The 23708-nt window shown below is 46.6% G+C and carries 14 protein-coding genes and 1 tRNA gene; 4 read left to right on the top strand and 11 right to left on the bottom strand.

Features of this window, described 5'->3' with window-relative positions; all coding sequences use genetic code 11:
- Positions 1 to 2: 2 nt before the first annotated feature.
- The 3 genes from cysW to MIC7113_RS22955 all read right to left on the bottom strand — a co-directional run bounded on the left by cysW (position 3) and on the right by MIC7113_RS22955 (position 3053).
- Complete coding sequence (gene cysW / locus MIC7113_RS22965) at positions 3 to 890, bottom strand: sulfate ABC transporter permease subunit CysW (protein ID WP_015184584.1); 888 nt, start codon at positions 888 to 890, stop codon at positions 3 to 5.
- Positions 880 to 1737, bottom strand: a complete 858-nt coding sequence (cysT, locus tag MIC7113_RS22960; RefSeq protein WP_015184583.1) for a sulfate ABC transporter permease subunit CysT — start codon at positions 1735 to 1737, stop codon at positions 880 to 882. Before cysT ends, cysW begins: the two co-directional genes overlap by 11 nt.
- Positions 1738 to 1955: 218 nt before the next feature.
- Entirely contained in the window at positions 1956 to 3053 is a 1098-nt protein-coding gene (locus tag MIC7113_RS22955) for a sulfate ABC transporter substrate-binding protein (RefSeq protein WP_015184582.1), read from the bottom strand.
- 289 nt (positions 3054 to 3342) lie between these two features.
- On the opposite strand from MIC7113_RS22955, the gene MIC7113_RS22950 reads away from it, so the two are divergent.
- Positions 3343 to 3414, top strand: a tRNA-Thr gene (locus MIC7113_RS22950).
- 18 nt (positions 3415 to 3432) lie between these two features.
- Here MIC7113_RS22950 and MIC7113_RS22945 read toward each other — a convergent pair.
- The 7 genes from MIC7113_RS22945 to MIC7113_RS22915 form a co-directional block, all read right to left on the bottom strand.
- Positions 3433 to 4161, bottom strand: a complete 729-nt coding sequence (locus MIC7113_RS22945) for a DUF3891 family protein (protein ID WP_015184581.1) — start codon at positions 4159 to 4161, stop codon at positions 3433 to 3435.
- A gap of 122 nt (positions 4162 to 4283) precedes the next feature.
- A complete protein-coding gene (locus MIC7113_RS22940; protein WP_015184580.1) occupies positions 4284 to 5714 on the bottom strand; it encodes a response regulator in 1431 nt (476 codons plus the stop codon).
- Entirely contained in the window at positions 5711 to 7672 is a 1962-nt protein-coding gene (locus tag MIC7113_RS22935; protein WP_015184579.1) for a response regulator, read from the bottom strand. Before MIC7113_RS22935 ends, MIC7113_RS22940 begins: the two co-directional genes overlap by 4 nt.
- The gene (locus MIC7113_RS22930) at positions 7665 to 8066 is read right to left on the bottom strand and encodes a response regulator (RefSeq protein ID WP_015184578.1); all 402 of its coding nucleotides are present in this window, start codon (positions 8064 to 8066) and stop codon (positions 7665 to 7667) included. The genes MIC7113_RS22935 and MIC7113_RS22930 overlap by 8 nt, the downstream gene beginning before the upstream one ends.
- A 23-nt stretch (positions 8067 to 8089) precedes the next feature.
- Entirely contained in the window at positions 8090 to 11356 is a 3267-nt protein-coding gene (locus tag MIC7113_RS33740; RefSeq protein WP_015184577.1) for an ATP-binding protein, read from the bottom strand.
- Positions 11357 to 11549: 193 nt separating this feature from the next.
- Entirely contained in the window at positions 11550 to 13970 is a 2421-nt protein-coding gene (locus MIC7113_RS22920) for a putative PEP-binding protein (protein WP_015184576.1), read from the bottom strand.
- 224 nt (positions 13971 to 14194) lie between these two features.
- On the bottom strand, positions 14195 to 17347 hold the full coding sequence (locus MIC7113_RS22915; protein WP_015184575.1) for a phosphoenolpyruvate carboxylase: 3153 nt from the start codon (positions 17345 to 17347) through the stop codon (positions 14195 to 14197).
- Positions 17348 to 17410: 63 nt separating this feature from the next.
- Between MIC7113_RS22915 and MIC7113_RS36775 the strand changes: the two genes are divergently transcribed.
- Positions 17411 to 17596 (top strand): hypothetical protein, encoded by a 186-nt coding sequence (locus tag MIC7113_RS36775; RefSeq protein ID WP_155898083.1) that lies wholly within the window; start codon positions 17411 to 17413, stop codon positions 17594 to 17596.
- A gap of 587 nt (positions 17597 to 18183) precedes the next feature.
- Here MIC7113_RS36775 and MIC7113_RS22910 read toward each other — a convergent pair.
- Positions 18184 to 18384 (bottom strand): hypothetical protein, encoded by a 201-nt coding sequence (locus tag MIC7113_RS22910; RefSeq protein WP_155898082.1) that lies wholly within the window; start codon positions 18382 to 18384, stop codon positions 18184 to 18186.
- A 323-nt stretch (positions 18385 to 18707) separates the two neighbouring features.
- Here MIC7113_RS22910 and MIC7113_RS22905 point away from each other — a divergent pair, with 323 nt between their 5' ends.
- The gene (locus tag MIC7113_RS22905; protein ID WP_015184573.1) at positions 18708 to 21833 is read left to right on the top strand and encodes a DUF1574 family protein; all 3126 of its coding nucleotides are present in this window, start codon (positions 18708 to 18710) and stop codon (positions 21831 to 21833) included.
- Positions 21834 to 22053: 220 nt separating this feature from the next.
- Positions 22054 to 23685 (top strand): MBOAT family O-acyltransferase, encoded by a 1632-nt coding sequence (locus MIC7113_RS22900; RefSeq protein ID WP_015184572.1) that lies wholly within the window; start codon positions 22054 to 22056, stop codon positions 23683 to 23685.
- Positions 23686 to 23708: the final 23 nt, after the last annotated feature.

Raw genomic sequence — 23708 nt, 5'->3', positions numbered from 1 at the left:
TCCTATTCAACTTCAACGTCTTTAATGTGGGTTTTACGCTCTAAAATTTCTTTGAGGATCAGAGTGACAAATGCCAAGCAGCCCAGCAAAACAGCGGCGGAAAAAGCCGCCTGAGTTTCATACTGTTTATAGGCTTCTTCGACAAACAGCGGCAGGGTCTGAGTTTTGCCAATCAGGTTGCCAGAAACAACGGCGACTGCACCAATCTCACCCATGACTCGCGCATTCGTCAGGAGAACGCCATACAGTAGACCCCATCGAATATTCGGAAGAGTAACGCGCCAGAAGATTTGCCAACTGTTCGCTCCCAAGATTCTGGCAGCTTCTTCTTGTTCAGTACCCACTTCTTCTAAAACGGGAATCACCTCGCGAGCAACAAACGGTAGGGTGATAAAAGCACTGGCTAGGACAATAGACGGTAAGGCAAAAATAATGTCTATATTGGTTGCTTCTAGGGCTGGGCCAAACCACCCATTTCGCCCATAAAGCAGCACAATCATCAGACCCGCGATAATTGGGGAGACGGCAAAGGGAAGGTCAATCAAGCTAATGAGAAAAGTGCGGCCCGGAAATTGATGCCGTGCGAGTACCCAAGCTGCACACAGTCCAAACAGAGTATTAATCGGTACAACAATTAGGGCGACTAAGAGGGTGAGCTTGATGGCAGAGATAAAATCGGGTTCCGTCAAGTTATGCAAAAAAGCACCTAATCCATCCTTAAAAGCTTGGATGAAAATGTTGAGGATGGGGATAAACAAAATTAACGATAAGTAGACCAGCGCTACCCCGATTAAAGTGGGCTTAACCCAACGGCGTTCCTTCGGGGGTAAGGATGAGCGGGACTCTGGTGAACTAGGATTGAAAGACGGCCCAATTAGATCAGAGTTCATAACGTCGTCCCCAAGCTTGGATCAGGTTAATGGCTAAAAGAATTAACAGCGAAATGCTTAACAAAACCGTGCCGATGACGGTTGCCCCACTATAGTCGTACTGCTCCAAACGTTGAAAAATCAGTACCGATGCAATTAAGTCTTTAAAGGGAATATTGGCAGCAACAATCACAATCGAACCATATTCACCTACAGCACGGGAAAAGCCGAGTGCTACACCTGTTAAAATCGCTGGCATTAAAGGGGGCAAAACCACTCGCCAAAACGTCTGCCATTGGGAAGCGCCTAAAGACCAAGCGGCTTGTTCAATATCTTTTTCCATTTCCTGCAATACGGGTTGTAATGTCCGCACCACGAAAGGCAAGGAAATAAATAGCATTGCCACACCGACCCCTAAGCGAGTGAACGCGACTTTAATCCCAAAAGGGGCAAGTAGGGAACCAATCCAGCCATTCTCGCTATAAACGGTTGCCAAGGTCAAACCCGCCACAGAGGTTGGTAAAGCAAAGGGTAAATCGATAAAACCATCCACTAACCGCCTAAAAGGAAAATCGTATCGAACTAACACCCAAGCAACTAAAAGTCCTAAAACAGCATTGATGAGTGCAGCAATTAAGGCTGTGACGAAGGTGACTTCATAGGTGGCAAGGGCGATGGGTTCAGTGGCAATTCGCCAGAAGTTAATCGGTTTTTCTGTACTTGCCTTGAGGATTAGGGCAGACACGGGTAGAAGTAGCATGATGGTGAGATACCCGATGGTGATTCCCCAAGGCCAAGAAAACCGACTTAGGTGATGAATTGGACTCTTCCACGCAGGAGTTCGCTGGGATGGAGAAGATACACTCATAAGAGAATAATTGGCAGAGTATGGGGATAGGTAGAGATTGGTTAAGGTTTAGAGGTTCTATTGAAGTGTCTCGTCAGTGTATTTTTAACGTAGACGCGTAGCGGCTTGCCGTAGGCTACCACTCCAGGCACAGAGAACATAGGGAAGAGAGAAGAGATACTGAGTTTTTACCTGCGTACAAGTTTCTAAATTGAGGGTTAGCTGGAATTTCGTTATTCCTACTTGAAGCTGGATTGAATTTTGTCAAAGACGGCACCGTCTTTAAAGAATTGCTTTTGGGCTTTGTTCCAACCTCCTAGTTCTTGAATAGTAAATAGGGTTTTGACAGGGGGATACTGGTTTGCTACTTCTTGAGCGACGGTGGCGTTTACAGGTCGAAATCCCACTTTAGCGAATTCTCGTTGGGCTTCTGGCGTATAGAGGTATTGAACGAAGGCTTCTGCTACTTCTCGATTGCCATGTTTATCAACATTTTTATCCACAATCGCGACAGGATTGTCGATTGAGATGTTGACCTCTGGTACGATGTAGGGAAGTTTTAAACCTTTCTGTGCGGCTAAAATAACTTCGTTTTCGTAGTTAATTAAGATATCTCCTTGACCTTGCTTGAAGAAGACATCGCTGGCTTCACGGGCATCTCTGGGCAGTACGGGTGCGTTTTTATAGACTTGACTCGTTAATGTCAGGGCTTGACGCTCATCTCCTCCGGTTTGGATCACAGAACCCCACAAAGCGAGGAAATTCCAGCGTGCACCACCAGAGGTTTTAGGATTAGCGGTAATCACGTTGACGTTCTTTTGTGCCAAATCCGCCCAGGTTTTGATGCCTTTAGGATTGCCTGGGCGGGTGATAATGGCTCCTACCGATCGCGTCACAATCCCATTATTGGGAAATTCTTGTTCCCAACCCGGTTGAATCAGTCCGACTTGCTCAATTTTATTGGTGTCAAGTGCTAAGGATAGGTGGACAATATCTGCCCCCAAGCGATCAACGACATAACGGGTTTGAGTGCCAGAACTGCCATAGCTGCGAACAAAGGTCACGTTCTGGTTTTTCTCCTGTTTCCACTTTTTAATGAACTGGGGGATAATATTTTCGTAAGCGGCTCTCGTGACCGAGAAGGAAACAACGGTTAACTCGACGTTACTGGTGTTGGCGTTACTCGCAGAGCAGGAGGCGATCGCTCCGCTCAAAATTATTCCCACCAGAGATAGGAGCGCAAATCTTTTCAGGAAGCCCGGTCGCTGCCAATGGAGTAGCTTTCGTCTCAACGGGGGTAGTATACTTAGCTGGAGCAGCCGTTGCCACAGTATCATTATCCTGATTCCTGAATAAAATACGGTTAATCTATGGGAATACCGTATTTAAAAATACTGACAATAAAAAATAGTAGCGCAGATACCAAGATTTGTCTGTAGTCAGCGATTAAAAAATAGAGCGACACGATGCGCTCTGAGATTTTGCAGGCAAGTATCATCTCACCGCCCGGATGTCACAAAAGCTGATGATTCTGGGACTTGGTAGTTTTCAAAGAATTTGCTAAAATAGCGAAGCGTTGGACATAGCAATGATATTCCTGCATAATTTGCTATGCTGATTTAAGATGCTGGTGTAGCTCAGGGGTAGAGCAGCGGTTTTGTAAACCGCCGGTCGCAAGTTCGAATCTTGTCACCAGCTTGTGGGTGAATTTAACGGTTAGGGCTGGACAAACGTCCACTCCAACACCTTGATCGGTGCTTTCTGAAGCGCTTGTGTGAGTTCATCGTTATCTTTGAACATCACTTGCTCCAGGGCAATAGCCTCAATATTGACGGTAAACGGTTCCGGTTCAAAAGGCCAGGGTTTTACTGTTACCTTACCATCGTTCATCTGCACCACATCATAGCGCTTGCCATCGGGTCCTTTAGCAATTTCTAGTGCTCGTTCGCCGACAGGTAAGTGACGTTGGCAAAGGATAAGTGAGAGACGATCGAACATTTGCATAAAGGCATAAGCGTCCTCCACGTCCTTTTTCGTCAGCTTTAACTGTTTGCGCCAATGCTCTTGATGTTCGAGTTGTTCGTCCAAAAAGCGATCCATTTGAGCTGACTCGCCACGTTTGCCCTCATTGAGAAAGCTCATGTGCTTCGAGATGAGCAATGCTACCCACCGTCCCCGGTATAGGGCATTCTTTGTCATCACCCTCAACTTGTCCAGGGACGTAGACGGGTCGAGGGTAAAATCTAGGGGTGTACCCGCTGGAGTGAGTTGGTTTTCTTCCCATTCTTTCTCTAAATCGTCGTGATGGGATATCGCCGCGATCGTCTCATACAAGCGCACGGGTGAATTTTCTTTCTTCCAATGTCCCGCCAGTTGTGCTGCCAGCAAAGCGTGGGCGCGATGATAAATCACTTCCCAACCCTTCTCATCTTGGTTAACAATCACAGAATCTTCATGCTCCTTAACACAATGCACTGGTATTGAAGTGTGACATTTCCCACCCTGAGTTACCCTCTCTCTACAGGTAGGGGAAGGGTATCCTATCCAGTTCGGGGATTGAATGAACTTCAGTTTATGCCAGTACGAGACGCCGTGTTTGGTTTTGTCGGTGCGCTATGGGCGATCGCATGTTCTAGGTGTCGTAAACGCTCCTCGGCAGCAACACCTGAAGTGAAGCTATTGCGAAGGCAATCGCTAACATCAATCGCGACTCCATCGACTATCACATCCCCATTATCCATCAGGGTATATCGAGCACTATTACGCACCCACTTCATCTCACCCGTTGCAGAGGCGATCGGGTATTCCTGAGTAATGGGCTTATGGGCCTGAGCGGCAGCTTTCAACGCTTCATAGAAGTCAGCTTGGCGATCGGCAGGAAGAGATTCCAAAGGCTCTTGTTGAGCCATTGCCTCTTGGGGGTGTAGTCCACTCAGTTCATATTCTCCCTGGCTCGCATAGAGGAGTTTCATCCTCCCATTGGTATGAACGACGCCCCGATACACGCAACCGGGAATGTTCGCCGTCATGGCTTCAAACTGTTGCTGAGTCTCATGCAAGGCTGACTCGGAACGCTTGCGCTCAATTAGTGAACTCAACTGGATGGCCAGGGAATTCACTAGGTCAAACAATTGCAGTTCAGGTTCGCTTGCTTCTTGTTTTAAGAACATCAAAACTGCAAGAACTTGGTTAGCGCAAAGAATCGGAACGCCCCAACAGGCTTTTAACCCAACCTCACCAGCAAGTTGATTTCTTTGAAAAACGTCACCAGGTTCAACGGAAACATCGGTGAGCCAACAAGACTGCTGTTTTAAGCAAATTTGCCTGAGAAATTCCCTGTTAGTCGCGAATGTCATGGGCTTACTCTTGTGTCTGAATTCCTCAAAACGTTGGTCACTGGCATACCAGCCTGTACCCAATTCAAAAACTGTCGCCTGGGAATTAGGTAGCCAACATTCCCCGAAATCCCAACCTATTTTTTCACAAACTTGCGTGAGAGTGACTTCCAATGCCGCATGAAAATCGCCCGCTTCACCGATCGCTTTTGTTGTTGTTAGTAAAAGTTGCAACCATGCATTTTGCTTAGTCAATTGTTTTTGTTGTAGAGAAATCGTCAGATGAGTTTTAATTCGGACTAATATTTCTTGCATTTTAAATGGCTTTGTGATATAGTCAATACCCCCAACCTCAAAGGCTTTTACCTTGTCTAAAACTTCATCTAAGGCGCTAATAAAAATTATTGGAATATCAGATGTTTGTTGGTCAGCCTTCAATCTTTGACAGACTTCATAGCCATTAATATTAGGCATATTGATATCGAGCAAAATTAAGTCTGGCTTAGCTATTTCTACAGCTCCTAAAGCCAGAGTACCGTTAATAGCTTTTCTGACTTTATATCCCGATTCACTCAACATTGTAGCTAAAAGCAGCAGATTTTCCCGCGTATCGTCAACCACCAAGATGTCGGATTTAGCATCAAGTATTGAAGGGTTATTCATGATATAGATATTTGAGTTAAATCAATGATTACATCAAGACTAAAGTTATTAACTAAATCTGCCAAAGCTGACTTCAAAGCTGCATGGCGTGCGGGGATTTGTTCGATAAGGGTGAGAAGCTCATCATCATTACAGGCTTTTGCGGCCCAGTAGAGAGCTTGTTGCCATTGGGTAGGCATCACAACAAGTGCCTCAGGTGTGAGTACCTCAACTTTTTCTTCTGGTTTTTGTGAAGTGGGTTGAGATGAATCTTCATAGAGGTAGCGCACTCCTAAGTAAGTGGCAATTTTTTCTAAAAGCACCTCTTCTCGAAAGGGCTTTCGCAAAAAGTCGTCGCAGCCGGCTGATAAAATCATAGTCCGGTCTGCTTCAAACGCGCTGGCGGTTAAGGCAATAATTGTAGTAGCCTGACCTTTCAAATGGGCTTTTATCTGTTGGGTTGCCTCATAGCCATCCATGACAGGCATTTGCATATCCATCAATATTAGGTGCGGCTGCCAACTCTCCCACAAAGCAACAGCTTCTTGACCATTTTCAGCTTCACGCACCTGGAAACCCAGTGGGGAGAGTAAATGGACTAGAAGTTTGCGGCTTTCCCAACGATCGTCCACAGCCAGGAGGCGATAGGTGGGTTGGTTCGGTGCTAGAGCGATCGCTCTTTGGCGGGATTCACCTGTTTGAATACTAGCGGCCTCAGCAGGTCTCACTTTGACATCAAATTTGAACGTTGTTCCTGCACCCAAAGTACTGCTGACAGTAATCGTCCCTCCCATCAATTGCACAAATTGTTTGCTAATCGGTAAACCCAAACCCGTGCCTTCTTGAGAAATCTTACCTGTTTTTGTTTGCACAAACGGGTCAAATAAACTATCAAGGTCGTCGGCTGCTATACCTGGGCCTGTGTCTTCTACTTCAAAATACAGGAAGAAGGACTTAGGAAGCGATTCCCGATTCTGAATTTTGACTTCTAATTTCTGACGCCTGCCAACTCGCAATGCCACGCCTCCTGATGAAGTAAATTTGATCGCGTTTCCGATCAAGTTAATCAAGACTTGACGCAATTTACTTTCATCGCTTTGCACATATTGAGGAAGGTCTGGAGCATAGTGAAAAATTAGCTGTAATCCCTTAGATTTAGCTTTGAGTTGTAGCATTTCTTCAAGACTACTAAGCAGACGCAAAAGGTCAAAAGTATTTTCATTGAGCGTTATCCGACCTGCCTCAATTTTGGACATTTCTAGCACATCATTAATCAGGCTCAGCAAATGTTCGCCACTACGCTTAATTACTGCTAAGTGTTCCTGATGAACTGGATTGAGAGCTTTGTCGCGGGTAATCACTTGAGTAAAACCTAGGATGGCATTCAGGGGAGTACGCAGTTCGTGGCTCATTTTGGATAGAAATTCGCTTTTAGCACGATTGGCGTGTTCAGCGGCTTCTTTTGCTTGTTGAAATTCGAGTGTGCGTTCTGCAATTTTCTGCTCAAGGGATGCGTTTAATTCTTCCAATTCATCATTAGCTCTTTGTAATGCTCGATATTGTTCGGCTAATTGTTTATCCTGGAAGTAACTCCGAATGGCTTCTGTAACGGTCAAACAGAGGTCTGTTTCATCCCAAGGTTTAGCAATGTAACGATAGAGGTTAGCCGAGTTAACAGCATTACCTAATGCTTCGGCACTCGCCTGTCCAGTTAACAGAATTTTTAAGGTTTTGGGATACTGAATCCGAATATTAGAAAGTAGTTCATCCCCTTTCATTCCCGGCATAATTTGGTCGGAGATAATCAGAGGAATTTCAATCTCTTCTTCTTGTAACTCAGCAAAAATCTCTAGAGCTTCATCACCACTTTCTGCTAATTCAATCTCGTACTCGTTTCCCAAGTGATGCGTTAGCTGATCTCTGAGACTAATCAGTACAACCCTTTCATCATCGACGCAAATAATCGTTCCTTTACTCATCAGTTACCTCCAATCCCGATTCGAGGACTTCGATTAAGGTGGATTCATCCCAAGGTTTAGGGATGTAGCGATGCAAGTTGGCGTACTGTCGGGCGCGTTCAATAGCGGACTCATCTGCTTGTCCCGTTAACATTACTGTCACAACGTCGGGGAATTGTTGATGAACTTTAATTAAAAATTCATCTCCTTTCATATTAGGCATGAGCCAATCGGAGACAATGGTGATAATTTTTACTCCTTCGTCGTTTAACTCCTCAATAATTTCCCAAGCTTCATCAGCACTCTCGGCAAATTCATAGTGGTAGCGATCGCCAAAATGACGAGTGAGCTGATCTCGCAAACTAAGCAAGATCATTCTTTCATCATCCACACATAAAATAGCTTTTTTAGGCATGACTACCGCTCCTCATTTAAGAATTATCGAATAGGTAGCCACACGCTGAATGTAGTTCGCCCTGGTTGGCTCTCTACCTCAATTTTTCCTTGATGCTTATCAATTATCTTATGGACAATATCTAACCCCAATCCACTTCCTTCTCCAGCGGGTTTGGTCGTGAAGAAGGGTTCAAAGATTCTGGATTTAATTTCTGACGGTATCCCACACCCAGAATCGGTAACTTGCACAACCAACTGATTATCTTGTTGAGAAACTGCTATTTCTAAGCCGCCTTTATAGTTCATCGCTTGGATGGCATTGTGAATCAGATTTGTCCACACTTGATTTAGTTCTTCCGGATAACACAAGATAGCGGGCACGTCTTCATATTTTTTAATCACTTCAATGCCCTGTTTCAACTGATTATGGTAGAGAGTCAACACAACATCAAGCCCTTGTATCAGTTGTGATCTGGTCATTTGACCGGATTGGTCTTGACGGGCGTAACTTTTGAGAGCAAAAACAATTTTTGAGGCTCGTTCCACCGCCAGTTTAATATTCTGAGTATTGTTGTGTTGCACTGAAAGATTGGAGGCCGCCTCTAAAATCAAGGTATTATTTGGAGATTGTAACAGTGGGATAAAGGGCGCAAGATTTTGGGTAATACCCATTTGCACTAAGTTGGTAGCTAGGGTTTCAGCTTTGGCGATCCCTTGAGCTTCTAACTCTTTTTTGATACTACGTTTGAACTGCCGTTCTTCTTTGAACGAGAGAAGTTGAGAGTTTTGTCGCGCCGCTGCTAATAATGCCAAAAAATCAATTTGTTGTTGGGGAGAAAGTTGCTGGAGAAGTTCAGGTAATTGACGAAGTGAGTTATCTAGGGCAGTAGAAATATTTCCAATGGATGCTTGGATAGCTCCCAGTGGGGTATTGATTTCGTGAGCGATTCCAGCCACCAGTTGACCCAAAGCTGCCATTTTTTCGGATTGGATCAGTTCTTGTTGGGTGGCTTGAAGATGTTCGAGAGTTTGTGAGAGTTCTTGGGTACGTTCTTCGACTTGAGCTTCTAAGGTACGATTATATTCCGCTAACAATTTCTCGGCTCGTTTGCGTTCAATGGCTAAGGCGATTGTATGGGCGATTAATGCCAGACCTTGCAATCTGACATCTGATAGGGGCTTGCGGGCAAACATTGCCATAACGCCAACTACTTTATTCCCAACTAATAGAGGATAGCCAGCAAACGCGACCAACCCTTCTTTCTTCGCCCATTCCTTATCCCTAATCCGAGGCTCGTTGAGGACATCATTGGTTAAGTAAGGCTGTTTTTCTTGGGCGATTAAACCAAGTTTCAATTGATCCAAAGGTATTCGACTATACTGCCCATCCAAACGGGTATATAATCCAGAACTCGCTTGCAATTCTAGAATGTTATCGACTTCATTGAGCAACCAAATTCGGGCAAAAGCCGCCTCAAGGCGCTCAACCATTGCATTGGTAAAACGGTGAAGAATAGTTTCTAAGGTCGTTTCTTGGGTCAATGCTAGTGCTACATCAGCACCCAATTCAGCTATCTTAGCCCGTTCTGCTAAATCCTCTTGAGCTTGTTTGCGTTCGGTGATGTCCGTAAACGCAGCGATCGCATAGGCAATATTGCCTGATTCATCATAGATTGGCTTTCCCAACGTTTCGATAGGGATAATCTTATCAGGTCGGTGGATTTCTAAATTGTCAACCCATACACTTTCCCCTTGCAATGCTTTCACAATCGGTAGGCGATCGCTAGGGTACAATTGCTCAGTTCCACAAAGATAGAGTTGATAAACTTCTTGCAACTGCTCTGTTGTCGCTGACTCGACGATTCCTTTACCTAAAATCTGCTGTCCGGTTTGATTAACGTAGTAGGGTTTGCCGCTAGCATCAGATACAAATATACCCACTGGTACGGCTTCTAGGAATTGAGCCAATCGGCTCTCACTTTCAGATAATGCCTGATTTAAGGCTTTCATCTGGACATTATTTGCTTCAAGAGTGGTAAAAGACTCTTGCAGTTGATAAGCCATGTTGTTGAATGACTTGGCTAACTCGCCCAATTCATCGAAACGTTCAATTTCTTCTGTCTTATCCCATTCACCTTTAGCAAGAGCCAAGGCTCTTGTGTTTAAGCCGCAAATGGGCTGCACTACCCACCGAGCGGTTAGGAGACCAACCGCTATAGCCACTATCAAAGCGGCTATACACAACAGGATGGTAATGTTAGTGTTGGTATTAATATGTCCCATGAAATCGGCTTCTGGGACGACTACCACAATTAGCCAATCCAAACCTTTGCCGTCTTGGAAGGGTAATACCTGTACTAATTGCCGCTTGCCATTGATTTTAAATTCCAGTTGTTGGGAATTCTTAATTTGAGTAAGGGAGCTAAAGTGGGACTCCAAATACTTAGATGTCGCTTGAGTTAAAGGGTCGCTACTGTCAGTATTTCGGAGCCTTTTCTTGAGATTATTAACGATACGAAATGGTTCTTCAGTCGTCGATGTTGCAACTAATATACCCTCCCGATCAATAATAAAACTTTGTCCATTTTTTCCAATTTTTAGACGGTGCAGAAATTCACTAATTTCTGAGAGGCTTAAAGAACTGTAGAGTACTCCCTCTACTTTTCCCTTATTGTCATAGACAGGTTGAACTGCACTGATCACTAAACTTGAAGTGTTAAAAAGGGTAAAAACTTTACTCCATTTTTGTGAATTATTGGCTACAGCAGCTTGATAAAAGGGTCGGATGCGTGGGTCATAATTTTTGATGACATTTAAGAGTTTGAGGCGCTGTCCTTGGCTATTAATCCCATAGAGATGGAAGTCATAACCAGTCAATTTGTTTGATTCTCCAATGGCTAGTGAACCATTATCTAGCTCTCCTATGCCGATACGTTCTTTTTGCTCATTGGAGAAGGCAATGGAACTAATATTCTTAAATCTTTGCTTCTGTTGCCAGAAATGACCCTGCAATTGTGAGAAGTCTTTTACATTCAATTCACCCAGACGAATGGCATCTGCGTTGCTCTGATTAATTTGATGAGGTATGTTCAAGTAAGTACTGAGATCCTGCTCAATGCGAATGCTGATTTCCCTTCCTAATTGGCGTGTTACCTCGTTGACGGCCTTCTGCCCCTGTCTGAATGAGAGATACCCTACCAGCCCCACTGCTGTGAAGAGTTGCAGGGTGAAGGGAACAATTAGAACAGTTCGCAGAGGAACTTTGCCGAACACTTTGGTCACTGAGCGGTCTAGATGTTGAATTATCATAGTTCGCACCCTACCTAGTATTTACATTACAGAAGGTCTCTGCGCTCACTGTGTCTGGAGTGGTTCGTTAAAAAATGAGTTTCGAGATGTGCCCTAGAAAAACAATCTGCCTATTCGATGATGCAACGCTCCCACCCTGTTAAATAGGATGATGAATTGAGTCGGTTAAATGATTGGTTTCATGATGCATAATTTAGCCTTGATCCAATCGTTGACGTGCTGCCTCTAAAAGCAGGCGTTGTTCAGCACGAGCGATCGCGCGATGAGTGCGTTCTACCTCATTAATATCCACGGAAATCGACGTAATACCCCACTGGACTAATGAATCAATTAAGTCAGGAAATTGCGCCGGTGCTTGACCACAAATAGAGCAAGGAATGCCGATCTTCTTGGCTGTCTCAATTAGTTGTTTCAAGGCACGCCGAACCGCGAGATGATTTCCATTCAAGGAAGAACCTAATTGCTCTTGATCGCGGTCAGTCGCTAGCAATAATTGAGTAAAATCATTACTCCCAATTGAGATGCCCTGAACACCAGCTTTAACGTAATCGGATAGGAGAAACAGCACCGAAGGCACCTCTGCCATAATCCAGAGTTGGAACTGGGGATTATCGGTTAATCCAGCTTGTTCGACACGGCGACGGCAAAAGCTAAACTCTTCCACAGTCCGAACAAAGGGCAGCATCAGATTGACGTTGGTATAGCCAGTCTCAAGAACGCCCTTGAGCGCTTCCAGTTCTAAATCAAAGCAGGTGGGGTCATCCACATAGCGAAGTGTGCCACGCCGTCCTACAATCGGATTCAGTTCCGGTTCCGAGGGTGAGGTGGTACCTGTCAGGAGTTGCAATTCATGCGATCGCCAATCCAGGGAGCGATAAAATACGGGTCGTGGTGTAAAGGCCGTGGCAAACTGAAGGATCAGATGGGTCAGACGTTTCACTAACTCCTTGGTACGTCCCTGTTTCAACCAAGTACTCAAGGAATGATTGTCTAAGGCATCCAGCATCATCAGTTCCGAACGCAACAATCCCACCCCATCCACAGGGAGAGCACCGATTCGTTCTAAAGAGCTCGGTTGGCTCAGATTGACGAACAATTGAGTGGCAATTGGATATTGGTGATAGGAAATGAGAGTTTGAGGATTGAGCATGGGAGATTTCCCGGTGCTATTATCCTGACGACCCAGTCGGTGGATTTCTCCCTGATCCCCATCCAGGAATAGAAACTCGTCGGTTTGAATCAGTTGAGTAATCTCGGTAGCACTGACAACAGCAGGGATACCTAATTCTCTAGCAATAATTGCCGCATGGCTGGTCATCCCTCCTCGTTCTGTGACGATACCTGCCGCTGATTTGAGCCAAGGCAGCCAGTCGGGAGAGATGTGAGGGGCAACCCAAATTTTTCCTGGGTTTAACTTTTCCAAATGGAGGTTCTCACCCTTAAGCACATGAGCGGGTGCTGTGACTCGTCCTGCCGCTGCTGGTAATCCTCGAATGATCTGAGGCGTGAGCCGGGGGGTTGGAGGCTGAGTAGACATAGCAATCTGAGAGCCAATGGCTCTGGGTTGAGGAACAAATTGCGTCAAATACAGCTGAGGTTCTGAGCTACCGGGGGGTTGACAAAGTGTCCATTCTAGAAAAAAGGTTTGAGTCAATTCAGCGGATAACCGTTGGCATAGCTCAATCAGCTGTTTGAGGTATTTCTCATTTAAAGCGTACTGTTTTTGTTGTTCTTCGCTGAGTAGATAAGCCTGTAATCCTGTTTCGCTGAGGGGTTCGGACTTTGGCTGATTCCTGAGACGATAGGCGCGGGTTTTGCTACCGAGGAGTGAGGAGAGGACGGTGCCACTGTCTACCTGCAATTGGTAGGTGTCTGGCAGCACTTCGCCCTTGGTTAAAACTTCTCCCATGCCCCAGGCGGCTTGAATTTTCCACTCATTCACGTCGGCTTCGATGGTTCCAGAGGCGATCGCCTCCCATAAAGGTTGTACCAATACAGCCAAATTCAATTGCTGGAACTTGATGCCGTTACGCTGCCAATAAAACAAGCTTCTGGCACGAAAGAGTTCTCCCCACACTCGTTTTAAGGAGAGAATGACAGCCTCTGGCACGAGAGGGCAACTGTGGGATTCTAAAATCTCCTGGGGGATAATACGGCTGGTACTGAGGCTACTGAGTCCGGTGGATAAGGACTGTGTCCGAGATTGAGGGTCTAAGGGGTAGCGAAAAATGCTACTGTTTGCTAATTGCATCGATACAGAAGGGTGCAAAATTGCGACCGATGCGCTTAGATTTTGAGTTGCCCTTAAGAATGATTGAGTCCAAGCGGGTGGCAAAGCCACATTGGCGATCGCTTGACGTATATGTTGAGCGACTTGCTGCAACTGGCGTGGATTGTCTACATCTACATGAAACGATGAATGGGGCAAGTCAGCGAGTAGAGGTTCCGATTCACCCAACAGTTGAATCAAGTCCCAAAACACACTTGTGGGAATCACAAAGCCTGGTATCACCGGGTAGCCACGCTGCAAAAGCTGGCTTAAGTGGAAAGCTTTCTTTCCCACAAGAGAGAATTCCGAGGATTGAATGTGATCGAGCCAGTAGAGATTATCCAAAATTAGACTTCAGTAGGTCATGAGTTAGGGGTGAGTCGTTAGTGGGAATGACGAAGCTAACAATCTTCCTAGAAAGTCGGTTTTAAGAGCCGAGATTTCCTGTAGATGGGCATCCTGTCCGTCCGAGTCATGCCAGTTTAATGGACAACCGCTGAGTAACAGTCCGACTCATAACTAACGACTAACTCTAATTACCAACAACTCGCCAACTCGCCTGCGCCAGCTCAACCTGTATTTCGCATCCCAGCCGCAATACCGTTGATGGTTAACAAAGCCCCACGCAGGAGCTCACCTTTACTGTACCGGGAGTGGATGATGGTTCCCGATGCCGTCTGGTTGCTGTGTTGGCGTAGACGTTTTAGCAAGGATACCTGTAAGAAACCCAGGGGAACAATTGTGCCGTTACGCAACTGCACCGAGCGTTGCAACTCTGGATCGCCATCGAGAAGTCGTTTGTGTCCTGCGATCGAGAGGATTAAGTCACGAGTCAGGTTGAATTCGCTGGCAATCTGATCAAACAATCGCTCAAAGCGTTCCAAATTTTCGGGACTTGACAATTCGCGCACATAGTGATGAGCAATTTGTAAATCGACCTTAGCCAACGTCATCTCGACTTTGGACACAACCATTTTGAAGAAGGGCCATTTGAAGTAGAAATAACGTAGTAGCTTTAAATTCTCCTCTGGGTCTTCATCCAGAAAAGCTTTCAGGGCCGTACCGACACCATACCAACTCGGAAGTAAAAAGCGGGTTTGAGTCCAGCTAAACACCCAAGGGATCGCCCGGAGACTGGAGAAATCTTTCTTACCCCCCCGACGCGAAGGACGAGAGCTAATTTGCAATTGGCTAATTTCTTGGATGGGGGTGACTTGGTGAAAGAAATCCAGGAGGTCGGGTTGCTCATAAATCAGGTCGCGGTAATGAGCGCGCGATCGCGTCGCTAACTCTTCCATGATTTGAGTCCAAGGCTCAATATCATCAAAGCCGGTTCGCAGCAAGCTGGCTTGAATCACCGCTGTTGTCACCGTTTCCAAGTGATAAAGAGCCAATTCGGGAAGAGAGTACTTAGAGGCTAATACCTCCCCTTGCTCTGTAATCTTAATTCGTCCATTGATACTGTGACCAGGTTGCGCGAGGATAGCTTCATAAGCTGGGCCACCTCCACGCCCGACAGACCCCCCACGTCCGTGAAAAATGCGTAAGGATATACCGTACTCCTCGGCAATTTTCTGAAGCGCTTTTTGAGCTTTATGAATTTCCCAGTTACTACTCAAGAAACCTGAATCTTTATTACTGTCCGAGTAGCCCAGCATCACCTCTTGCAGGTTAGGACTTAGGGTTGAAGGTTGTTCGCTGAGTGCTCCTCGCGACGGCATGTTGGTCGGTTGCGGGTGATCGGAACAAGGTTCAACGTTTAATGCTTCATAGCCTCCAGCTAGGCAGGCGCGATACAGCGGTAACTCAAACAGCGATTTCATCACCCCAGGCGCACGCTTCAAGTCTTCCACGGTTTCAAACAGGGGCACAACCTGTACGCTGCTTTTTCCCGTCGCCGGATCGTAGAGTCCTGCCTCTTTCGCCAGTAATAATACTTCCAACAAATCGCTGGCCTCGTGGCTCATGCTGATGATGTAGGTTTGGCAGACTTGGGCACCAAACTCCTGTTGCAACTGCCGCAACATGCGGAACGTCTCAATGGTTTCGCTCGTTTTCTCGGAAAAAGGCGCTTCCGCAGGAATGAGAGGGCGTCGGGTTTTTAATTCAGCCGTTAGCCATTGGGTTCGCTCTGCCTCGGATAGCTCATTGTAGGGCTTGGGCAAAATTTGCAGGTATTCCGCAATCTCATTGATCGTGTCACAGTGGCGGCTGCTTTCTTGTCGAATATCCAGGTGCGCCAAGTTAAAGCCATAAATTTCCACTTGACAAATCAGATTTTCCAACTCCTGGCAGCTTAACCCGGTTACGGCTAAACTGCGCTCGATCAACCGCAGTTCTGCGAGAAACTCAGCCCCTGAGCGATAAACGCCAGAATTGTTCGTTTCGTTCAGGTCTTGTTGCAGGGGCTTACCATCGTAAAGATTGTACAGTCGGCGGTTGCGATCGCGGGTATTTTCCAACCGTTGCTGCACATAGGAGAGTTTGAGTCGGTAAGGCTCTTGTCGGTAGCGAATCGCTAGCTGTTCGTAAAGCTCTGGCATTTGGGAGCGGTCTTGCTCTAGAGAATCTAATAACTCCGGTAAAACATCACTCCAGTGTAAAGAAAGACTCAACAAATTAATCAGAGTCCCGACCGACTGCATATATTTTTCGAGGACTAAGCCACGCTGGTAACAGGCTGTTTCCCAGGTCACTTGAGGGGTTACAGAAGGGTTACCATCCCGGTCTGATCCCACCCAAGAGCCAAATTTGCAGAAGTTGTGGACTGGCGGTGTAAGCCAAGGGAAAGACGAGTTTAAGGCTTGCTTCATCCGGTGATACAGTTGGGGAATCGCCTCAAACAGTACCTCCTGAAAATAGTGGAGTGTGTAATCGACCTCATCCAACACGCTGGGCTTGAATTGGTGTAACTCATCGGTGCGCCACCACAGGCGAATCTCTTCCATGAGTTGTTCGGTATAACCCTCAATTTCCCAAGACGAGGTTAACCCTAAAGAGCGAGTGGCTTCCTCTGCTTGGTCTAGCTGTTTTAAGATGCGAGCAATGCGTCGCTGCTTGGCTCGGATCGTATGACGGGTGATTTCTGTGGGATGAGCGGTGAACACTAACCGAATATCCAGATTTTCGATCATCCGCTGAATTTGCTGCGGTGGCACATTCAACTGTTGTAAGTGAGGAAATAGCCAATGAAACGTGCCTGATTCTCGTTTGGAGGCGGCGTTATCCTGCCAGCTTCTTTCCAGAAAATCCGCCATGGGGTCAGCATTGTGAGTTTCTGAATTCAGCATGTTGCTGGAACCCATTGCCAAATTCCCATTTGTTTTCGGGAAGGCTTGCTTAGGCGGCACAGCTTGATGGGAGGTAGAAGTCTTGGAAGTAGCGCGTCGTGAAAGCTGTTGATCGCGTTGTTCGTAATGCTGCTCGACAATGTTAATGAGTTGAAAGTAAAGAGCAAACGCTCGTGACGCCCGGATCGCCGCATTGAGGTCAAGCTTTTCGATTACCTTAGGCACAGAGGATTCTGGTAAGTCGGTGGCTTGTCCCTCTGGCGAACACAAGTCACGGAGTTGCTTGAGTAAATCAACTAGTTCCTGACCGCATTCGGATAGGAGAACAGACCCCCATAAATCTTCTACAACTTTGAGACGATGGCGCAGAAACAATTCGGAGGTAGAAGAGGCAGCAATTTCCTGATCAGACGAGTGAATGAGGGAGCTCATAAAAACCTCTTGGCAGTTCGGAAACCCACTCCCTTTTTGGGGGGTAGGAGGACGAAAACAAAAATGTGGCGAGAATTCGCCGTTTTGAACAAAGCCGTGCGCCTCACAGGGGCTATTCTGCTGCACTCTCCAGTCGCACTCTGGAGTAGAGGCTACCGATATTCAATTCGCCTCGGTAGGGCGATTCAATCTCCGCTAACGCTCAGGACAAAGTTACTAAGCGGTCGTTTTCGGCAGACACTGACTTAACCCCGTACATCATGCCGTCTCCGATTTCAGAGTTTGGAACTGGCTCGACACCATCCAGGGTCAGAATTTTAACCCGTTTTAGTAACGTAGCCTAGGCTGAAGAAGCCGAAGCTGAGTCCGTTCAGGTATGGGGCTTATGGCTTTAATTCATTAGCCTTCGGCACAGCCGAGGCGTGACGCTAGCGGTTAGGAGAGCGCAACGCCGCAAGAATTAACTCCTACAAGCCCTCGCCTCAAGGCGTGGGTTCCTGACGGCTAGATAAAGATGATCCATTGTAGGGTGTTCGCCCGTTCCTGCGTCGTTTCACAGGTAACTAAACGACTTATGTTTAAACTTTACAAGTCGTTTTGCCTATATCTCAATGGCGTGAGGGGTTTTCCTAGCCTCCTAGTCAAAAAGGGACAAGGATACCAGGAAATCTCTTTGACTCTCGCCAGAGACTTGCTTGATTTAACTGTTAATTTATCAAGATTTGGTTCCTCGTTTCTGAAACTCAAACACTCTTCAGAAGCGTTATGAGACTCATCCACGAGGTTAAAATCCTTAGCGATTAGGTTCTATAATGATTAGCTTCGCCTCTACTGACTTACTCCTGAGTGCCTGATTCGGGAAAGTGTAGAACGGGTAAACGCTCGCCTCGAAACACTTCTTCGCTGTTGATACCGGTTGTTTGCAGCCATGAGAAAATAGCGTCAGTCGCGAGAACGCCAAGCAGCAGGGGGCCAACGGTTAAACTTAATAAGAATTCTGTTGGCTTTCGAGACCCAGAGAGGTTATTCACTGTCATTTTCGGGAGTTTGTTGGTATAAGAGGACATGAGTGAAGCCAAAAATAACCATCCTGAACTGAAGCCAGTAAGGAAGCTAACGTTGTTCCCTCGTGCAAATATCCTAGCGCTGCCTGACCAGAATTTGGTCAACCTTGAGGACTTACTTTTGTGTTAAGGCTATTTAGATGTATTTTGATGAAGTAATTGTGCTGGCCTGCTGGGTGATTACCCAGGGTAATGCTAAGTAGTGCAAAAAAGGCTATAAGTATGCTTAAACCGGGTGTGCAATTACTCCAGGAAAAATCATTCGATTCTTTATCAGTCCAGGTGACAGGTTTGTAATGTTGGATGTCGATCAGCATGTCCCAAAAGCTCGTTCGTCCTCTCTTGCCCATTGGGTATACGGTGCAATCGGGCAATCGGGGGTGCGCCTCCGAGTCCGTCTAGGAGGAAATAACCTGCACATTCTCTGCGAGAGCCGCCAGAGTTTAGATGCAAAGACGGTGGTGAATCGTTTGCTCAATGCGCTTGGCAGCCGAGAGGCGGGAGAGGCGTTTCCGATCGACCCGGAAAATCCTGTTTACCAAATTATTCTCTATGGGCGTATTGTCGGTCATGATCGCCCGGATTGGATTAAGCAAATTCGGCTCAAGCCGTCCATTACCCAGGGAAGCCCAACGCCTCAAGAAACAAGGGAGACGGCAGCCCAAACGGGAACCCCTGAGTCAGAGTTAAGGGTTTCCCACGAAAGTTTGGCTCGTTCAGGTTCACCTGAAGCCATTTCGCGTTATCTCAGCGAAACGTTGAATTCCCAAGGCGTCAGGGTTAAAGTCCTGATCCAAACTCTTCCCGAAGCAACGGCGCATAAAGACCATTCTTCTCACTCCATCGCAACTGAGTTTGCGGCGGAATCCTCCGAAACATTCCCATTCGATGCGGACGCCTCAGTTCCCAACCGCCGTCTTTGGGTGATTTGTAACTCTGACTACAGTCCCGATGCCTCCGTACTGGCAGAACCGGTGGTTCAACAGTTACGTTCCTTGGGACTCAAAGGCTTCCGAGATGCGGCGATTTGTAGCCAGGTGAGCGGGGAAGCCACTCCGGAATGGATGCTGCGGGTGGATTTGACCCCTCCCGAAGCTATGCTGAAAGAATGGGCACGCTGGGGTGATGTGCAGGCGATCGCTCGCTCCATCAACCAGGCCATCCTACACGTGGGTATGGAAGTGCGGGCGGTGCTCAAAGACGCGACCCTGCATTTATTCTGTAGCCCATTGGAGCGGCAGCCGACAACCGCGCCAGACAAACGTACAGCGATGAATGCGATCGCAAGAGTATTGGAATCAATCACCCCTCAAGGTATCCAAGCCGCGACGGTTTATGGGGTCGAATTCCAGGAGCGTAAACTTGCGCCTGAACAAGAAAAGCCTGTCTGGATCGAGTGGCTCAACTTATCCACCGCCAACAACCCCACCTTAGGAGAATCGGCCTTGTCCCTCGCTCAAAAGGGACATCAAGAAGCCTTGGCTTTCTTACTCGAACGCTTACTCAATCCTGACCTGGATCGGCGCTTAGCAACGGGCGGCATTCATCTGAAACTGCGCCGTAAGCAAGACTTGTTACACATTATGAGCGAGGCACCGATTTGTCCGTCCCAAGCTGAGATTGCTCCCCCCATTGCTCGCTTCCTGCGTCAGTTAGGGATTCCGGAAATGGCTGGCGTGCGGATTTATGGACGCCGTGCGGGTTCAACCTCTCCCTCGTGGAACTATGGTGTTGATTTCGTCCAACGACAGCGTTTGGTTCCAGAAGCTACCCCAGAGTTTGCCGCCTCAGATGCCTATGTGAATGAATTGGTTGCTCCCACGGAGGAACCGATTCTGCGTCCTGATTTAACCCCAGAAGACGTTCAAGACGGCCTGAAACAGACGGTACAATCAGCAGTACGTCTTCTGCAACGGGGCTTGTGTGCCACCCAACTGTTTGTTTTGAGCGAAGACGACCAAGAGACAACCCTGGTGCCTCAAGGCACCAATACTAAAAATTTCGCCTCGTTCCAAGGGTTTCGAGTCGCGGTGGTGTGGGGTTTATTGGGATTATTGCTCACGCTGCAAACGGATTGGCTCATGGGTCAAAAACTACAAAAGCCAGCACAGGCACCAATTATTCCCACAGATGGAGAGTCACCCACTACCGTCTCTCTCCCCCAACTTTCCTTGCAAAAAGGTGAGATTCCCAGGACGAGTGGCTTTAATTCCTCAGGGTTTACCAGAGATGGCAAGACAAGCGTCATTATTAATAAGACGGAAGCGGATGCTTCCTTCACGCCCGAAAAAGTTAACGCCGCCAAAGCGGCTATTTTAGCCGCCGCGCGATCGCCCAATCCTTCCTTCAACAATCGGCTGTTAGATGACAAGCTGGCTCTGTACCAACAGCGACTACTACAAAGTGGGCCTCCTGACATTCTGATTATCGGCAGTTCTAGAGCACTGCGAGGGGTTGATCCGATCGCCCTCCAAGATGCGTTAGCCGCTCAAGGTCATCCGAATTTAGAAGTGTTTAACTTCGCGATTAACGGCGCTACAGCTCAGGTTGTAGATTTAATGATCCGCCGCCTCTTAACCCCAGAACAACTCCCCAAATTGATTATCTGGGCCGATGGGGCACGGGCATTTAATAGTGGTCGAGAAGATGCGACCTATAGAGCGATCGCCACCTCTGAAGGCTATCAGCGTCTCCAAGCCGGAACCTTTCCCACATTGATGGGGACGAATCGCGATCGCCGCTTCGGGAAAACGGCACAACCCAACAACTCTCAAAATGAAAAGACGACCCAACCCTGGACTTCAGTAGGGGTGAGTTATCAATCTATCAGTGATTGGTTGAATCAGTCACTCGGTCAGGTTTCCTCGACTTATCCCCAGCGAGATAAGCTGAAATCTTTATTACGTGAACAATTTGTTGGCTTCCTTAAACATACCAATGTTTCTTCCAATCCAATTGACCCGAATTCAGAGAAATTATCTTCATTGGAAGAGGCTGTTGATTTAGATGGATTCTTGCCTCTATCTGTTCGTTTTAATCCTGCCACTTATTACAACAACCATCCGAGGGTAGCAGGGGATTATGATGGGGATTTTCAATCTTTTCAACTGAGTGGAGAGCAAGACACAGCTCTAGAAGCACTTTTGCAATTTACCCAAGCTAATAATATTGGGACGGTTTTTGTCAACCTCCCCCTCACCAAAGATTATTTAGATCCAGCACGTACTGAATATGAGGAGAAATTTCAGCGGTATATGCACTCCTCTGCTAGGAAAAAGGGATTAATTTTCCGTGATTTAAGTCAGTTATTACTCACCAAACCCGATTTCTTTTCTGACCCCAGTCACCTCAACCGTTATGGTGCTTATCGAGTGTCTAACCATCTGGCTAAAGACCCGATGATTCCTTGGCCTACTCCATGAAGGACGAAGGTAAAGCCTATTAGGCGTAGCAGTTTTTTGCCTAATAAATAAACCGTTAGGTGGCGTTTAATGCAGGATGAAAGCTAAAATTATTGTTCATCTTTTTCAAGGTTACAGAGTTTTTAAACGACCACCCCAAAGAAAAATTACCCTTTTCACTTCGGACAATAAAACCCCAAATTATTCATACTTTATCCTTGACACGCCCTTTCTTTGAACAATGACATTTATCTCAATTTTTTATGGTCTTTTCCTGCTGAGTTTTCTGGGCATTTATTGGTTTTTGGGAAGAACGCCAGCCGCTGAATTGAAGAGTGTCGGTCTGCGTCAATCTTCTAGCACCGCTTCGCGCAGGCGATCGCAAACTCTATCTCGGCTACTTTGGGTCTTACTGATTGCAAGTCTAATCTTTTATACATTACAGCAAGTTCATGAAAACTCATCTATCTCACTGCAAATTCAATTACTCTATATCCCCCTGCTATTAATCATTACTTTAATTAACTTTTCCTTAGGAAAAGCCCTTGGCAGCAACACAACACCAGGAGCACACGCCACGAATCAGCGGCTTTCTAACGCGGCTTGGCAACGTGCTCAAAAGGCTTGGAATCGACGAAGGTTCAAGCTGCTCTGGTTGGGGATTGTTGTAAATGTGATAGGGTTACTCAGTTTTAAATACTTACCTTTTCTCTTAACCAACCTAGCAACCCTCTTCGGCTTACCAGCTATTCAAGAAAGTGCTAGCTGGCTGGATAACCACTTAATGGCTCCCCTCGGTCTTTCCTTCTTCACCTTTGAATGCATTGCTTATTTAATTGATGTGTATCGGGGTGCACCAGCGAGTGATCAGCTTCTCCAATTTTCTGCTTATAAATTGTTTTTTCCTAAGCTGATTTCCGGTCCGATCACTCGCTACCATCAGTTTGCAGCGAGTCTGAAAAGCTTAAACTTTCCCAATGCTTCAGCGTTGACAGAAGGGCTGTGGCTGATTGCTTCGGGTGCGGTGAAAAAAGCCCTTTTAGCAGACCAATTGGCTATTTTTGTGGATTTGTGCTTTGGCAACTTGCAACGAGCCGGGAGTGGGGATTTATGGTTGGCTGTGATTGCCTATAGTCTTCAACTCTATCTCGATTTTAGTGGCTATGTGGATATTGCCCGTGGTAGTGCGATTTTAATGGGCTTTAATCTCCCAGAAAACTTTGACTTTCCCTACTTCAGCACCAGCATTGCCGACTTCTGGCGACGCTGGCATATTACGTTAGGAGATTGGATACGCAATTATCTTTATTTTCCCTTGGGTGGCTCACGTAAAGGTTTAGCTCGAACCTGTTTCAATCTACTAATTGTCATGCTGATTGCTGGAATTTGGCATGGAGCGGCTTGGGGATTTGTTGTCTGGGGAGGATTGCATGGTTTTGCCTTAGTGGCTCACCGTTTAACCCAATCGCTGGCTGACCGTTTCGAGGGGGTAAAACACTGGTGGGAAAGTGGATTAGGTTTATTGGTTGCCTGGTTATTGACCCAGTTGATGGTGTTCACATCCTGGATTTTTTTCCGGTTACCCAATCTCCAAGATGCGGGTTTAGTCTTGCGGAATCTATGGGGGCACTCGGCGGATATCCAATTTGCCCAAAAGGTTTATCTTGAGGCACTGGGTTTGGAGCGGTTTCAGATTGCCTTACTTTTAGCCCTCTTATTTGCATCTATGGGTTTTATGTTTTTGATCCAACGGGGGCTGAAGTTACAACTTAATTGGCCGTTGAAGTTATTGTTAGTACCCCTATGTCTGTTTAGTGTTTGGGTTTTGGCTCCGAACACAGGTCTACAACCTTATATTTACTTTGATTTTTAAGCCGTGTGGCTGTGGAATTGGGC

The sequence above is a fragment of the Allocoleopsis franciscana PCC 7113 genome, from assembly GCF_000317515.1.
GTDB classification, from domain to species: Bacteria; Cyanobacteriota; Cyanobacteriia; order Cyanobacteriales; family Coleofasciculaceae; genus Allocoleopsis; species Allocoleopsis franciscana.
The sequence above is the reverse complement of the archived record's forward strand: the minus strand, read 5'-3'. Positions and strand labels throughout refer to the sequence as shown.